The 16,013-nt window shown below is 44.6% G+C and carries 14 protein-coding genes; 11 read left to right on the top strand and 3 right to left on the bottom strand.

From position 1 onward, the window contains the following. Window positions 1-42 precede the first annotated feature (42 nt). Window positions 43-684, top strand: coding sequence for an HD domain-containing protein (locus tag AB1K89_RS07805; protein WP_413054202.1), 642 nt, complete (start codon window positions 43-45; stop codon window positions 682-684). Window positions 685-754: 70 nt separating this feature from the next. Here AB1K89_RS07805 and AB1K89_RS07800 read toward each other — a convergent pair whose 3' ends face one another. Beyond that, on the bottom strand, window positions 755-1,204 hold the full coding sequence (locus tag AB1K89_RS07800; protein WP_252502623.1) for a universal stress protein: 450 nt from the start codon (window positions 1,202-1,204) through the stop codon (window positions 755-757). 347 nt (window positions 1,205-1,551) lie between these two features. Between AB1K89_RS07800 and ald the strand changes: the two genes are divergently transcribed. Next, a complete protein-coding gene (gene ald, locus AB1K89_RS07795; protein ID WP_413054201.1) occupies window positions 1,552-2,667 on the top strand; it encodes an alanine dehydrogenase in 1,116 nt (371 codons plus the stop codon). A gap of 42 nt (window positions 2,668-2,709) precedes the next feature. Here the strand turns inward: ald and AB1K89_RS07790 are convergent, their stop codons facing one another. Further along, window positions 2,710-3,807: a M24 family metallopeptidase gene (locus AB1K89_RS07790; RefSeq protein WP_413054200.1), complete on the bottom strand. Its 1,098-nt coding sequence runs from the start codon at window positions 3,805-3,807 to the stop codon at window positions 2,710-2,712. 105 nt (window positions 3,808-3,912) lie between these two features. Here AB1K89_RS07790 and AB1K89_RS07785 point away from each other — a divergent pair, with 105 nt between their 5' ends. Together AB1K89_RS07785 and AB1K89_RS07780 are read left to right on the top strand one after the other, a co-directional pair. Beyond that, on the top strand, window positions 3,913-4,593 hold the full coding sequence (locus AB1K89_RS07785; RefSeq protein ID WP_413054199.1) for a metal-dependent hydrolase: 681 nt from the start codon (window positions 3,913-3,915) through the stop codon (window positions 4,591-4,593). A 144-nt stretch (window positions 4,594-4,737) separates the two neighbouring features. After that, window positions 4,738-6,045, top strand: a complete 1,308-nt coding sequence (locus AB1K89_RS07780; RefSeq protein WP_413054198.1) for a DRTGG domain-containing protein — start codon at window positions 4,738-4,740, stop codon at window positions 6,043-6,045. Between the two features lie 34 nt (window positions 6,046-6,079). On the opposite strand, the gene AB1K89_RS07775 is transcribed toward AB1K89_RS07780, so the two are convergent. Beyond that, window positions 6,080-6,400 carry a YtpI family protein gene (locus AB1K89_RS07775; RefSeq protein ID WP_413054197.1) on the bottom strand — a complete coding sequence of 107 codons (321 nt, stop codon included), beginning with the start codon at window positions 6,398-6,400 and terminating at the stop codon, window positions 6,080-6,082. Between the two features lie 91 nt (window positions 6,401-6,491). Here AB1K89_RS07775 and AB1K89_RS07770 point away from each other — a divergent pair, with 91 nt between their 5' ends. The 7 genes from AB1K89_RS07770 to pyk all read left to right on the top strand — a co-directional run bounded on the left by AB1K89_RS07770 (window position 6,492) and on the right by pyk (window position 15,983). Beyond that, window positions 6,492-7,433, top strand: a complete 942-nt coding sequence (locus tag AB1K89_RS07770; RefSeq protein ID WP_413054196.1) for a DHH family phosphoesterase — start codon at window positions 6,492-6,494, stop codon at window positions 7,431-7,433. A gap of 19 nt (window positions 7,434-7,452) precedes the next feature. Beyond that, window positions 7,453-10,518, top strand: coding sequence for a DNA polymerase III subunit alpha (locus tag AB1K89_RS07765; protein WP_413054195.1), 3,066 nt, complete (start codon window positions 7,453-7,455; stop codon window positions 10,516-10,518). A gap of 152 nt (window positions 10,519-10,670) precedes the next feature. Beyond that, the gene (locus AB1K89_RS07760) at window positions 10,671-11,321 is read left to right on the top strand and encodes a FadR/GntR family transcriptional regulator (RefSeq protein WP_413054194.1); all 651 of its coding nucleotides are present in this window, start codon (window positions 10,671-10,673) and stop codon (window positions 11,319-11,321) included. Further along, a complete protein-coding gene (gene accD / locus AB1K89_RS07755; RefSeq protein WP_413054193.1) occupies window positions 11,318-12,172 on the top strand; it encodes an acetyl-CoA carboxylase, carboxyltransferase subunit beta in 855 nt (284 codons plus the stop codon). The genes AB1K89_RS07760 and accD overlap by 4 nt, the downstream gene beginning before the upstream one ends. Before the next feature lies 1 nt (window position 12,173). Further along, window positions 12,174-13,127 carry an acetyl-CoA carboxylase carboxyltransferase subunit alpha gene (locus AB1K89_RS07750; RefSeq protein ID WP_413054192.1) on the top strand — a complete coding sequence of 318 codons (954 nt, stop codon included), beginning with the start codon at window positions 12,174-12,176 and terminating at the stop codon, window positions 13,125-13,127. A gap of 86 nt (window positions 13,128-13,213) precedes the next feature. Further along, window positions 13,214-14,176 (top strand): 6-phosphofructokinase, encoded by a 963-nt coding sequence (gene pfkA, locus AB1K89_RS07745; RefSeq protein ID WP_413054191.1) that lies wholly within the window; start codon window positions 13,214-13,216, stop codon window positions 14,174-14,176. Between the two features lie 46 nt (window positions 14,177-14,222). Further along, on the top strand, window positions 14,223-15,983 hold the full coding sequence (gene pyk, locus AB1K89_RS07740) for a pyruvate kinase (protein ID WP_413054190.1): 1,761 nt from the start codon (window positions 14,223-14,225) through the stop codon (window positions 15,981-15,983). The last annotated feature ends 30 nt before the right edge of the window (window positions 15,984-16,013 follow it).

The raw sequence follows: 16,013 nt of genomic DNA, 5'->3' as shown, positions 1-16,013 counted from the left end.
GACAGATAGTCCTAAAAAATATAGAAAATGGTGATGAATAGGATGGGTGTACATCAATATTTTAAAAGCTTATCTGATTTAGAACAAATTATTCGTTGTCCAGGAAAATTCAAATATCAGCAGCATTCCGTCGCCAGTCATTCTTTTAAGGTGGCGAAAATCGCTCAATTTCTTGGAACAGTTGAAGAGGAATGTGGGCAGAAAGTGGATTGGAGACTCCTATATGAAAAAGCATTGAACCATGATTACGCGGAACTTTTTACTGGGGATATAAAGACGCCTGTAAAATATGCTTCGCAAGAGTTGAAGCAGCTATTCAGTGAAGTGGAGGAAGAAATGACTAGGAAGTTTGTAGAAAAGGAACTTCCACCAGAGTTTCAAGCCATTTATTTGGAACGATTTAAAGAAGGTAAAGATGAGACATTGGAGGGGCGTATTTTATCAGTTGCTGATAAAGTCGATTTGCTTTATGAAGCATTCGGTGAGATTCAAAAGGCAAATCCGGAGCCTTTGTTTTTAGAGATATACGAAGAAGCATTGAGGACGATACTGCTGTTTCAAGATATGAACTGTGTAAAATACTTCCTGGGGCATATTCTTACCGATATGCTCAATGAACGATTCACTGAACACGACGAGTTAACCGGGATTGCAATGCAAATAATCGAAGAAAATGGAAGTTAAAAGCCATACATATGATGCATAGTTATTATAAAAACCTGCCCGATTGATGGGCAGGTTCTTCTTTTTCATATCAATCTTCTTCAGGAGTACGCACAACAAGCACGTCGCAGGCTGATGTACGGACAATGTTTTCGGAAACGCTGCCAATGAGGAAACGTTCCACTTTGTTCAAACCGGTTGCGCCGCAAATGATGAGGTCAGCCCCAAGCTTCTTGGTTAAGTCACGGGAAATCATCGTTTTCGGAGAACCGTACTCAACGTGGATGTTTACGTTGCTCAAACCAAGGGCCTCCGCCTCTTGCTTGTATTCCGTTAGCAGCTCTTCTGCAAATTTGTGGGCACGTTCTGATATGGATCGATCATATGCTTCCACTGCCGCATATGAACGAGTATCTATGATGTTCACCAAATTCAAGGAGGCGTTATTACGTTGCGCAATGCCCATCGCTTTTTTGAATGCCCATCCGGATTCTTTCGATCCATCGACGGCTACGATAATTTGATTGTATTTCAATACCATTCCAATCACTCCATCCTATAAATTATGTTTACATTATACTAACTTCGATGAAAATACGGAAAAACCTTTCTTTTTCAATGAAATCAAAATGGAACTGCTGGATTTTGGCGGAAATGTGACAGTGTCTATCATTATATTCCCTTTCTTATCTAAGAAAAACATGATGAAAAAGCCCGGTAATTTCTTAAATGAAAGGAAGTAATTGAAAAATCCTAAATCTGAAAATTTATTTATAATCAATATAGAGAGCAAATTTGTATAATTTCTGATAGAATTGATTTTACATTGGCCGTGTCGAATTGTCGATATTTGGCCAACTAACTTTCTTATATTTAGGAGGATCAGAAATGCGTATTGGGATTCCAAAAGAAGTGAAGAATAACGAAAATCGGGTGGCAATGACACCTGCAGGGGCATACAACTTAAAGTCTGCAGGACATGAAGTATTAATTGAAACTGGTGCCGGTCTAGGTTCCAGCTTCACAGACGAGGATTATATCGAAGCGGGTGCCACAATCGTATCCACTGCTAAAGAAGCATGGGATGCAGATATGGTCATGAAAGTAAAAGAACCGCTAGCTTCCGAGTATGGTTATTTCCGTGAAGGGCTAATCTTATTCACATATTTACACCTTGCCCCTGAATTGGAATTGACGAAAGCTATGCTTGATAGCAAAGTAGTAGGCATTGCCTATGAAACTGTACAAGTGAACAATTCTTTACCGTTGCTAGCTCCGATGAGCGAAGTTGCTGGCCGTATGGCGACACAAATCGGCGCGCAATATCTTGAAAAGATCAACGGAGGAAAAGGAATCCTTCTTTCAGGAGTCCCAGGCGTTTCACGCGGAAAAGTCACAGTTATCGGCGGCGGACAGGCGGGTACGAACGCTGCGAAAATCGCTGTCGGCATGGGTGCGAAGGTGACTGTGCTAGATTTGTCTGTTGACCGTCTTCGCCAACTGGATGAAATGTTTGGAGATAGCATTCAGACGCTTGTTTCCAATCCATTTAATATCGCTGAATCGGTCAAGGATTCAGATCTCGTTATCGGCTGCGTATTGATTCCAGGTGCTAAAGCGCCGAAATTGGTTTCTGAAGAGATGGTAAAATCGATGAAGCCAGGATCGGTTCTTGTTGACATCGCAATCGACCAAGGCGGAATCTTCGAAACATCCGACCGCGTCACAACTCATGATAATCCTACTTATGAGAAGCATGGTGTTGTACACTATGCAGTTGCGAACATGCCAGGCGCTGTTCCACGCACTTCGACAATGGCATTGACGAACGTAACAGTTCCATATGCATTGCAAATTGCAAACAAAGGCTACAAGCAAGCGTGCTTGGATAATGCTGCATTGCAAAAAGGGATTAACACATTGGAAGGCCATGTAACATATAGAGCTGTTGCAGACGCGCAAGGCTTGGAGTATGTTCCTGTAGAAACCCTATTAAACAAATAATGAAAACGCTGTCCGAAACGAATCGGACAGCGTTTTTTATGTTCATGGCTTGATAATCTGAAGTTCTTTCGGGAATTTCGTAAGCACTTCTACACCATCAGACGTGACAACTACATCATCTTCAATTCGCACGCCCGTTATTTCAGGATGATAAATACCTGGTTCGACAGTGAAGACCATTCCTTCTTCTAGCTCCATATCATTCGTGCCTGTAATTGAAGGGAATTCATGCACAGAAATCCCGAGACCATGTCCAAGGCGATGTGTGAAATACTCACCGTAACCTGCTTCAGTAATGACATCCCTTGCAGCTTTATCCAAATCTCTTGCTTTCACGCCCGGACGGATCATATCGATCGCCGTTTGTTCCGCTTTCTTAACGGTTTCATAAATCTCACGCTGTTTTTCGGATGGTTCCCCAAATGCGACTGTTCTTGTAATGTCCGAACAATATCCTTCATATACGACACCTAGGTCGAACAGGATGAAATCGCCTTTCTGGATTTTCCGGTCTCCCGGTGTTCCGTGTGGAGAAGCGGTTTTCGGTCCTGATAACACCATCGTATCGAATGCCATCTTCTCCGCGCCTTGTTTCTTCATCTCGAATTCAATTGCCATAAGGATTTCAAGCTCGGTTTTGCCTTCAGCAATTTCCTTGCAGCCAATCTCGACGGCATAATCCGCCAAAGCAGCCGCTTTGCGCATTTTCTCAAGTTCTTCCTCGCTTTTGATGTTTCTCATCTTGTTCAATTGCTCATCGAGACGCGGGAAAGTAGCACTGTCAAAAAGTTCTTCCATCCGCTCCAACCGTTCCACAGTTAAATGTGATTTTTCGATTGCGATGTTTTTTAGAGAAACTCCTCTTTTTTGCGCTGCAGTCGCAAGAACTTCCCAAGCATCTTCCGTATCCTGGTGTCCAATTGCTTCGAATGTCCATCCAGAAGCTTTCAAGTCGGGCACTTCCATTAGAGGACAAATGACGAATGGTTCAGCTTCCTTGAAAATCATTACACCTAATAGCCTTTCATGCGGTTCGCTGCGGAACCCGGAAACATAAAAAACATTGTCCGGAGTAGTAATGAAAGCCGCATCTACATCGTTTTTCTGCAAATTATCTTTAATTTCGTTAATTTTATCCAAACCTATCCCTCCTATATGAACATAATTAATCATACCAAAAAGAAGGGTTTTCCGGTTAAATAACGAAGTGTATATATGTATGAACATATTTGGAGGGATTTGCAAATGAAAATTTCTTATCACGGACATTCAGTCGTGAAAATTGAGACTGAAGGGAAGACATTATTATTTGATCCGTTCATCACTGGAAATGAATTGACGGATTTGGATGCTTCCGAACAGACTCCCGATGTGATTCTGCTAACTCACGGACATAACGATCATGTCGGAGATACATTTGAAATAGCGAAGCGATGCAACCCGCTTATTGTTGCGCCGAACGAACTGGCGGTCTATTTAGGCTGGCAAAACCTAAATGCTCACGGAATGAACATCGGAGGTTCCCATACATTCGATTTCGGAACAGTGAAATATACACAAGCATTCCATAGTTCTTCCTATACGACCGAACAAAACGAAATCATCTATACTGGCATGCCTGCAGGGATATTGTTCACCGCTGAAGGGAAGACGATCTATCATGCAGGGGACACGTCTCTGTTTGGGGACATGGCTTTAATCGGGAAGCGCCACTCCATCGACGTTGCATTTTTGCCGATAGGTGATAATTTCACGATGGGTCCGGAAGATGCTGCTGCAGCAGTCGAATTGCTGAATCCGAAGCTTGTCGTACCTATCCATTACGACACTTTCCCGCCAATTAGGCAAAACCCGCAAACCTTCAAGGATCTTGTCACTTCCCATGAAGTGAAAATCATGAAGGCTGGAGATTCATTCGAACTATAAAACAGAGACCGATCCGGACATCAATTGCACCGGATCGGCTTTTCATTATTAGTAATGAAATATATGCCCGAGTCTTCCTGCAATCACTATTCATTCCTATCTATGTTAAAATGGAAGCAGGTAAAAAGAGAAAAAGGTGAAAAGATGTCGACAAAACATGAGCTGATATTACGCTATATTGAAGGGTTGGCAGTGGGCGAAAAAATTTCTGTCCGCCAAGTTGCCAAAGCCCTATCCGTCAGTGAAGGAACGGCATACCGGGCGATAAAAGAAGCTGAAAACCAAAAGCTCGTCAATACGATTGAACGTGTTGGCACAATCCGTATTGAAAAGAAGAAAAAAGAGAATATTGAAAGGCTGACATTTGCCGAAGTCGTAAACATTGTAGACGGGGTCGTTCTTGGAGGACGGGATGGACTTCATAAGACATTGACGAAATTTGTTATCGGGGCAATGCAGCTTGATGATATGAAGCGGTACATAGATGCGGGCAGCTTATTGATCGTCGGAAACAGGCTTAAAGCGCATGAATTAGCATTAAGTGCAGGGGCGGCAGTGCTTGTCACTGGAGGATTTGATGTTGCCGATGAAGCGAAAAAACTGGCAAATGAACTGAATTTGCCAATCATTTCATCCAGCTACGACACTTTCACAGTTGCTACGATGTTAAACCGGGCGATTTACGACCAATTGATTGAAAAGGAAATTCTTCTTGTGGAAGATATACTGACGCCGCTATCAGAAACGATTACTTTTTCGCCAAAGGACAGTGTAGGCCATTTCAATGAAGTGAACCAGAAAACGGCACACTCGGGATATCCGGTCATAGATCGTAACGGGAAACTAATCGGAATCGTCACATCCCGTGATGCGGTTGGAAAGCTGGGAACCGAGCTGATTGAGAAAGTGATGACCCAGAACCCGATCACTGCGAATGGCAAAACGAGCGTAGCTTCCGCAGGGCATAGCATGATATGGGAAGGCATTGATTTGATGCCGGTTGTTAGCGACAGCGGTATTCTCGAAGGAATCATTAGCCGCCAAGATGTATTGAAAGCATTTCAAATGACACAACGACAGCCTCAACAAGGCGAAAAAATCGATGATATCGTCAAAAGTCAAATGAAAGCCGTATCCGATCAGCCGCTAAATGTTGAATTCACGGTCGTTCCTCAAATGACAAACCAATTGGGTTCACTTTCATACGGAGCGTTGACGACATTGTTGACAGACGTCGGAAACCGTGCAATAAAAATGCGCAAACGTGGCGAAAGTGTTCCTGAAAATATGACAATTTACTTCATAAAGCATGTCCAGCTCGGAAACACAGTAATTGTAGAGCCTCGAATCCTCCATATGAGCCGGAGATTTGTCAAAGTGGATTTCGAACTTTTCTCTGATTCGGAACTTATCGCTAAAGCGATGGTCATGTATCAACTATTCGAAAGGTAACAGTAGGAATGAAAAAACTGATGCGGCGTTCGCATCAGTTTTCGTTCAGCCTTGTCTCTTCGTCGATAAATTGTTTATAATGCTTTGCAGCTTTCGTATTAAAGATAATGATATATGCGCCTAGCACGATGAAAAGACTAGAAACGACGTACGTTGCAACGCCTTGGAATAGAAGAAGCTGGTTTATTCCGAAGAAGAAAAGTAGTCCGCCTAGAAATGTTCCAGCCTTGCTTGCGAAATATTTCTTCCGGATCGGAAATATTTGACTCGTTCGGAATTGACGTGTTTTAAAATAAAAATAGTAGACGCCAGACGCAATAATAAGAAAGACAAGTAAAAAATTGAGAGTTTTCATAAAAGAGCCTCCAGTAAATAACTTCTTTCATTGTAGCGGCTTTTTTTAGTAAATGCGAACAGAAATCATTAATAACCGGAGGAATCGCAAATTGAAACGACAAATCATCGACACAATTGAACAATATGAAACAATCATCATTCACCGTCATGTACGGCCCGACCCGGATGCGTACGGCTCGCAAGTCGGCATGAAGGAATTATTAACAACCAATTACCCTGAAAAGAAAGTGTATGCAGTAGGCACACATGATGACATGCTCACTTATTTGGCGACTCAGGATGTAATCGCACCGGACGATTATAAAAATGCACTTGTTATCGTTACCGATACAGGCAACACGGAGCGGATTGACTCGGAATTTTATGAGAAAGCCGATTTTCTAATAAAGATTGATCACCATCCGAATGTTGACCCATATGGAGATATGAGATGGGTGGATACTGATGCAAGCTCCACTTCCGAAATGATTTATCTCCTATTTAAGGAAGGGGAAGAGCATTACGGGTGGAAGATGTCGGATGCATGCGCCCGTTTGCTATTTGCCGGAATTGTGGGAGATACGGGCCGCTTCCTTTTCCCGAGTGCAACTGTGAGGACATTTGAAATTGCAAGCGGTTTGATCAAATACGATTTCAATCGGACGAAGCTTTTTGCGGAAATGTATGAAGAAGACCGTAGATTGCTTCATTTGAAAGGCTATATATATCAACAATTCACGATTGATGAAAACGGGGCTGCTTTCATTAAAATCGATAAGTCGATTTTGAAGAAGTTTGACGTAACTGCGAGTGAAACTTCCCAACTGGTCGGAGCCCTTGGAGATGTAAAAGGGATTTGCGCATGGGTAATTTTTGTCGAGGAAGATGATCAGATCCGTGTCCGATTCCGTTCGAAGGGGCCAGTTATCAATCAGCTCGCTGCTGAATATGACGGAGGAGGGCATCCGCTTGCATCTGGAGCTTCTATTTACTCGTGGGAAAAATCGGATGAGATCATTGCCAAATTGAAAGAATTATGTGCAGTGAAGTAACGGTTCGGAGGGATTTTCATTGGTACTTGTCTATCCACAAATTGTGACCGGCGCCGATCTACTGCGCGGCATTATAAAACTTGATCAGCTAGCCCCGCTTCTGCAAAGGAGAGGGGCTAGATCCGTTGGAATCGTCAATTCAAAGATGTATGGCGTCCGTTCATTTTGCAAAGTGATGGAGAAGTACGGCATCCATCCCGTCATCGGGCTATCAATCCGGTTGGAGCTTGAGGACGGTTCTGATGTCTTGCTCTATGCGTATGCAAAAGATGACAGAGGCTATAGTAATCTTCTTAAGATGAGCAGTGCAATCTCCATTAGGGACCCGGAGACGCTTCCGTTAAAATGGCTGCAAGCTTATAGCGAAGGCTGTGTCTTCATTTGTCCAATGACCGATCCCTCATGGAATGAAAAACGTGAAATGGAAACAATCCAGACCATCCGGAAAGCCTGCCCGACAGTCTATATCGGCATTTCCCGGCCAGGTGGCGTAAAGCACCATGCCGAAGTTGAAATCCTGATGACAGCTGAAAAGACGGAAACGGCCATTACCGCCTATCATGAATCAAGATATATTGCACAAGAAGATGCATTCGCTTTTGAAGTTGCGACAGCTATCAGGTCTGGATATAAGCTGAATGATCCTTCCAGGCCGAAAATGGAAGTCTATGATGCTCATGTGCCTGAAGAGAGCGAGATGTTGCAATGGTTTTCCGATCGGCCGGAATTGATTGAAAACATGGCTGAAATCATGTTGTCATGCAATGCGAAATTACCTCCTCGACACACGTTGATGCCTGCTTTCCCGGTTCCAGAAGGGGACACTGCGGCTTCTTTGCTGAAAAAGAATTGCGAGGAAGGGTTGATCCGCCGGCTAGGAACCGTCAGCTCGACTTATTATGAGCGACTAGGGACAGAGCTTACGGTCATCGAAAACATGGGCTTTTCCGATTACTTCCTTATCGTGGAGGATTTCATGCGATTCGCAAAGGAGAATGGCATTTTGACAGGTCCCGGACGGGGTTCCTCGGCCGGCTCCCTCGTCGCTTATTCCCTTGGAATCACGGATGTCGATCCAATTAAATATGGACTCATTTTTGAGCGTTTTCTCAACCCCGGAAGAATTACGATGCCTGATATCGATATCGATTTTGCGGATAACCGCCGTTCTGAAGTGATTGAATATGTTGCGAAAAAATACGGAAAAGCGCACGTCGCCCAAATTATTACGTTCGGCACACTGTCATCCAAGTCCGTCGCGCGGAACGTTGCTCGCGTATTTGACTTCTCCAATGAAGAAATGTCTTTCTTGTCCAAGCAAATCCAGGATGGGCATAGCAAAAGGTTGGAAGAGTCCGTGAGCAAGTCAAAAGCGCTTCAAGATTGGATTGCGATGGATTCTGTACGTGCCAAATGGCTTCAGGCAGCAAAAACATTGGAGGGCTTGCCGAGAAATGCTTCCACCCATGCTGCGGGCGTCATCCTATCTCCCATGCCCTTAGTCGAAACAGTTCCGCTTCAAAGTGGCGGAGACGATATTTACTTGACGCAATGGGCGATGGGGGATGTAGAAGAAATCGGCTTATTGAAAATGGATTTCCTCGGGTTGCGAAATTTGACGTTAATGGATCGGATTCGCTCGATGATCCAATACGATACAGGGAAGACAATGCAATTTGAAGACATTCCATTAAATGACGCAAAGACTTTCGCCCTTTTTAAGAAGGGCGACATGACAGGGATTTTCCAATTCGAGTCGGACGGTATGAGAGACGCATTACGACTTATCAAACCTGACGAATTCAGTGATCTATACGCCATTAACGCATTATACCGACCAGGTCCGATGGAAAATATCCCGCTTTATAGCCGAAGGAAAAACAATAAGGAAAAGATCGATTATTTGCATCCACACCTAGAGCCGATCCTCCGGGAAACCGAAGGCATTATCGTATACCAGGAGCAGATCATGCAAATTGCCGTTCAAATTGCAGGATTTACGATGGCGGAGGCGGATTTGTTAAGAAGGGCTGTAAGTAAAAAAAATCGTGAAGTGCTTAGGCAGGAGAGGGAGCACTTTGTAAGGAACGCTGTCCAGCATAATTTCCCTGAGCGTGCTGCAAGTGAAATATATGATTTGATCGTTAAATTCGCTGACTATGGTTTTCCGAAAAGCCATGCGGTTGCATACTCATTGATTTCCTACCAATTGGCATACGTCAAGGCGAATGCCCCTGTCTATTTTTATGCTGCATTACTATCGATGGCTACTGGGAATCAAGATAAAACAATGGAGTACATCCATGAAATCAGAGGGAAGGGCATTGAAATCCTCCCTCCGTCCATTCAAAAAAGCAAATACTCCCATGTCGTCGAGAATGGTTCAATCCGCATCGGTTTAGGGACGATTAAGGGTGTGACACCATCATTTTATAATCTCGTGAAAGAAGCAAGGACGCCTGAAGGGTGGAAGACGCTCTTCGACTTTTCAGCTGCAATTGGCGGAACGCATTTTACCGAAAAAACGATTATTCCGCTAATAAAAGCAGGAGCACTTGATGAATTTGGAGAAGATCGGTCCGTCTTGCTAGCATCGATTGAAGCTGCCCGCAATCATGCCCAATTCGTCAGCCCGGACGGAGACGACTTGCTCCACGATATCATTTATTCGGTAGCGAAGCCGAAGTATTCGCCAGGGGGTTCGATGCCAAGATTTGCAATGCTTGAATACGAACGGGAAATGCTAGGTTTCTACTTATCCGAACATCCAGCGCTGGAAATGAAAAAGACGTTGGAGGAACAAGTGGTGGACCTTGTAACTGTCCCCGATGTAAAAGAACGGACGATGCTAAAAGTCGCGGGAATGATAAGGGAAGTTAAACGGATCCGTACAAAAAAAGGCGAAGCGATGGCTTTCCTTACCCTCCAAGACGAAACAGGAGAACTATCGTGCACAATCTTCCCAAGACAGTACGCCGCCATCAACATCCACATACAAGAGCTTGCAATGGTGCAAATTACGGGCACGATGGAAAAACGCAACGGCCAAACACAACTGATCGTCCAACAGATTATGAGGGTTTAAAGAGACAAGTAGAGACATGTAGATTCATGTCTCTTTTTGTCTTTTCATCATTAAATCCAAGAAATCTCTTTACGATGCCATCACTTTTCTGTATGCTATAACAAGAAGTGGTCAGACCACTCGGATTACGATATTCCAAGAGGGGCGGCCGTATGCAAAATACAAAACCATCATCTAAGATGTTTCTTGACATCGTTGACGAACTCAGGCTGATGATCAAGGCGGAAGGCATCAAAGCAGGTGACAAAATACCATCTGAACGTGTTTTGGCGGAACGTCTACAAGTGGGCAGATCCACAGTTCGGGAGGCACTGAGAAGTCTTGAGCTGCTTGGTCTGATCGAAACCCGCCGCGGCGAAGGGACGTACCTTGCTGATTTCAAAAAGCACCAACTCGTTGAAGTGCTTTCGACATTCGACATGCAGCAGCCTAAATCCGCATTGGATGTGACAGATACACGCATTATTCATGAAAAAGCGGCAATTCAAACGATCTGCGGTGACGAACTGAAGCGTAACCTGCCTGTTTGGGAAGGGCTCCTTATGAAGCTTGATGAAGACGGCGAAGTTCTCCGAGAAGATATTATGCGGGAAATGATTGTCGCGACAGATAACCGATTATCGTTGAAAATTTGGTTTATACTGAAACAATATAGCAAGGTTCCGTACGAGCTGATGACGGAAGGAATAGAAAATGACATTGTGAGATCATTGCTAAAGCATTTGATCGAAGGAAACGTCATTGAAGCGATAAATGCCTATGACCAGTGGATTGAACATATCGAGGGGGAAGACAAAGAATGATCCGTGAATTTTTTACGAAAAAAAAGCAAGCGATAACGATACCTTCGGCAGATGCGAAGAATGATGTGCCAGAAGGGTTAATGACAAAATGTCCAGAATGTAAACAGATCATCTTAACAAAAGATTTGATAAAAAATGCAAAAGTTTGTCCGAAATGCGATCACCATTTCAAAATGACGGCATGGGAGCGTATTGATTGTCTCTTTGATGAAGATACATTCAAATCGATGGACGACCATTTAAAGTCGGAAAACCCGTTGAATTTCCCATCCTATACAGAGAAAATCGCGTCCGATTCTAAAAAGACCGGATTGAATGAAGCTGTTCTTACGGGCATCGGGAAAATCGGAGGAAATGAAGTTGCAGTCGCAATTATGGACTCCCATTTCCGTATGGGTTCAATGGGGTCGGTCGTCGGCGAGAAAATTACCCGGGCCGTTGAAGCTGCTACGGAAAAGGGCATTCCCGTCATCATCTTCTCTGCGAGCGGCGGTGCTCGAATGCAAGAAGGTGTCCTATCCTTAATGCAAATGGCAAAAACAAGTGTTGCGTTGAAACGCCATGCAGAAAAAGGGCTGCTGTTCATTTCCGTCATGACCTATCCTACAACAGGTGGCGTGTCTGCTAGCTTTGCGTCCGTAGGCGATATTAATATAGCTGAACCGCGAGCCCTGATTGGATTTGCGGGAAGACGGGTAATTGAGCAGACTGTCCGGGAAAAGCTGCCGGACAATTTCCAAACTGCCGAATTCCTATTGGACCATGGACAAGTCGATGCAGTCATCCATCGTCATGATTTGACGGAAGCCCTTGCGAAATTGATCGGGCTGCATGTAAGGGAGGAAAAATAAGATGAGCAAGACGTTGGCATTCGAAGAACCGATTGTGAAACTTCGTGAAAAGATTGATGAACTCGAAGAATTCACTTCTACGAACGAAGTCGACCTTTCCGAGGAAATCGGTAAGTTGAAAACGAGATTAAGTAATTTGGAGACGGAAATATATAACAATATGGAGCCGTGGGATCGCGTGCAGGTGGCGAGACACCCGGAACGTCCGACGACGAGAGACTATATTGCTGAACTATTTGAGGATTTCATGGAACTTCATGGCGATCGCTCATTTGGGGACGATGCAGCAATCATTGGCGGAATCGGCTCCTTCGAATCGATGCCAGTGACTGTGATCGGGCATCAGCGAGGGAAAGACACAAAAGAAAATGTGAAACGCAACTTTGGAATGCCCCATCCGGAAGGATATAGAAAAGCGTTGCGGTTAATGAAGCAGGCTGAAAAGTTCGGCCGTCCAATCATTTGCTTCATCGATACGAAAGGCGCTTATCCAGGGAAAGCTGCAGAAGAGCGTGGCCAAAGTGAAGCGATTGCCCGCAATCTAATTGAAATGGCAGGATTGAAAGTGCCGGTCATTTCGATTGTTATTGGCGAAGGCGGTAGTGGAGGCGCGCTCGCATTAGGAGTCGCCAATCACATTCATATGTTGGAGCATTCAACGTACTCCGTCATCTCACCCGAAGGTGCAGCGTCAATTCTTTGGAAGGATGCAAGCCTTTCCAAACAGGCGGCGGAGGCGATGAAAATCACTGCTCCACACTTGAAGGAAATGGGAATCATCGATGAGATTATTCCAGAAGTGCTTGGTGGCGCACATCGTGATCCGAAAGCGCAGGCTGTGGAAATGAGAAAAGTGTTGAAATCTTCATTGGACTCGCTCTGTAAAATGGATGTAAATGCAATTATAGATGACCGTTATAATAAGTTTCGTAATATCGGTGTATTTTCAGAATGATGAGGTGCGGGTTTTCCCCGCATCTTTTCGTGTTATCAGAAATGATTTACAATACATAGTGAACTAAACACGAAGGGGTGATCCATTTGAAAAAGATCGGTGTATTGACAAGTGGGGGAGATGCACCCGGCATGAATGCTGCTGTCCGTGCAGTTGTGCGGAAAGCGATTCATGACGGATTTGAAATTGCTGGCGTTTTCAATGGTTATCAAGGACTCATCCAAGGAAAGATTGAATTGTTACAGCTCGGTTCTGTCGGTGACATTATCCAACGCGGAGGTACAATGCTCAGATCTGCTCGATCTCCGGAGTTCATGACTGAGGAAGGGCAAAAAGAAGCGGTCCGCCAGTTAAAGGCGCATCATATTGATGGCCTCGTCGTCATTGGTGGGGATGGATCATTCCGAGGTGCGTTCGAATTGGTGAAGATGGGAATTCCGTGTGTTTGTGTTCCAGCGACAATCGACAATGATATAAATGGCACGGAGTTCACAATCGGATTCGATTCGGCATTGAATACAGTCATAGATGCAATCGATAAGATCAGGGACACCGCAACATCGCATGAACGCACTTTCATTATCGAAGTGATGGGACGAGATGCCGGTGATCTGGCGCTTTGGGCAGGTCTAGCAGGCGGTGCAGAAACGATTCTCATACCTGAAGAGGGCTATGATATGGATGAAATCATTCGTCGATTGAAAAGCGGAACGGGCCGTGGGAAAAAGCATAGTATCATCGTCGTCGCAGAAGGGGTCATGTCTGGGTCGGCTTTGGCAGATTTGTTAAAGGAAAAAGCGGGAATCGAAACACGGGTTTCCGTCCTTGGACATATCCAACGTGGTGGTTCGCCATCAGCTCGTGATCGGGTAATTGCGAGCCAATATGGCGCAAGGGCTGTCGAAGTGTTGAGCGAAGGCCGTGGCGGCGTAGCAATTGGTATGCAAAACCATAAGGTGGTAGACTATGATTTAGAAGTGGTATTTGCACCAACAGACCATACTTTGGATATGGAACTGTATAAGTTATCCAAAGAATTGTCGATTTGATCAAACTACAATATATGACGAGTACAATACGAAGGGGCGTTTTGTGATGAGAAAGACAAAAATTGTGTGCACAATCGGACCAGCCAGCGAATCACCGGAGCTACTTGAACAATTAATTGAGGCAGGTATGAACGTTGCACGGCTTAACTTTTCACATGGTACACACGAAGAGCACAAAGCCCGAATCAAATCCATCAGGGAAGCGTCAAAGAAGACAGGCAAGGTTGTCGGAATCCTGCTCGATACGAAAGGCCCTGAAATCCGGACGCATTCCATGAAAAACGGGGAAGTCGAATTGATTACCGGCCAGCACATCGATATTTCGATGACTGAAGTGGAAGGGACCGACAATGTTTTTTCAGTTACATATGAGAAGCTGATCGAAGATGTGGATAAAGGGTCTGTCATTCTATTGGATGACGGGCTGATCCAACTGGAAGTCATCGGAAAGGATCATGAAAAAGGACTCATCCATACGATCGTCGTCAACTCTGGCGCGTTGAAAAATAAAAAAGGCGTTAACGTACCAGGTGTATCGGTACAGCTTCCCGGAATTACCGAAAAAGATAAAGAGGATATTTTATTCGGAATCCAAGAAGGTGTCGATTTCATCGCAGCCTCTTTCGTACGCAGAGCTTCTGACGTAATGGAGATAAGGGAATTACTTGAAAATAACGGCGGTGGTCAAATCCATATTATTCCGAAGATCGAAAACGGTGAAGGTGTCGATAATTTGGATGACATCTTGACGGTTTCAGATGGACTGATGGTTGCGCGGGGGGATCTCGGCGTAGAAATTCCGGCGGAGGAAGTGCCGATCGTTCAAAAGAAAATGATCGAAAAGTGCAATCAGGTCGGCAAGCCTGTCATCACAGCTACCCAGATGCTTGACTCAATGCAAAGAAATCCACGTCCTACACGAGCGGAAGCAAGTGACGTCGCAAACGCCATTTTGGACGGTTCCGATGCAATCATGCTCTCAGGGGAAACAGCAGCAGGATTATACCCGGTTGAGTCTGTCCGTACGATGGACAGAATTGCAAAAACAGCTGAAAGAGCTGTCGATTATCGCTCAGTCGTTTCCACACGCCGTCGTGAAAAACATGGCAATATGACAGAAGCGATCGGCCAGGCCGCAGCTTACACGGCCATCAACTTAAAGGTGAAAGCTGTGCTCGCCCCTACGGAAAGCGGCCATACAGCCAAAATGATTGCAAAGTATCGTCCAGGTTGTCCGATTATCGCAATTACCGCTTCAGACGAATGTTCAAGGAAATTGTCACTTGTATGGGGAATCTACCCGATCATCGGGGAAAGAGTGGATTCCATCGATGCGATTTTGCAGGAATCCGTCGAAGAAAGTGTGAAACACCAATATGTAACTCATGGTGATGTTGTCATTATCACTGCGGGAGTGCCGGTCGGCGAAGCGGGTACTACAAACTTGATGAAAATCCATGTCATTGGCGATATGCTTGCCAAAGGACAGGGAATCGGAAAGTCTGTCGCGTTTGGCCAAGCCGTTGTCGCTCGTAACGCCCAAGAAGCATTGGCACATAATATGAAAGGGAAGATTCTTGTCACGTATTCATCCGACCGTGATATGATGCCCGCGATTGAAGAATGCGCCGGGTTAATTACGGAAGAGGGCGGATTGACAAGTCATGCGGCTGTCGTAGGCCTAAGTTTAGGTATCCCTGTCATTGTGGGTGTCGAAAAAGCTACTGATATTATCGTCAATGGAAAAGATATAACAATGGATGCAGAATCCGGAGTCATCTATAATGGACATGCAAGTGTACTATAACAAATAATTAAATTTATTGAGGCTGTCTTC

The organism is Sporosarcina pasadenensis (assembly GCF_047228845.1).
Classification (GTDB): domain Bacteria; phylum Bacillota; class Bacilli; order Bacillales_A; family Planococcaceae; genus Sporosarcina.
Note: the sequence above shows the minus strand (reverse complement) of the source record. Positions and strands in the feature narration are given on the sequence as shown.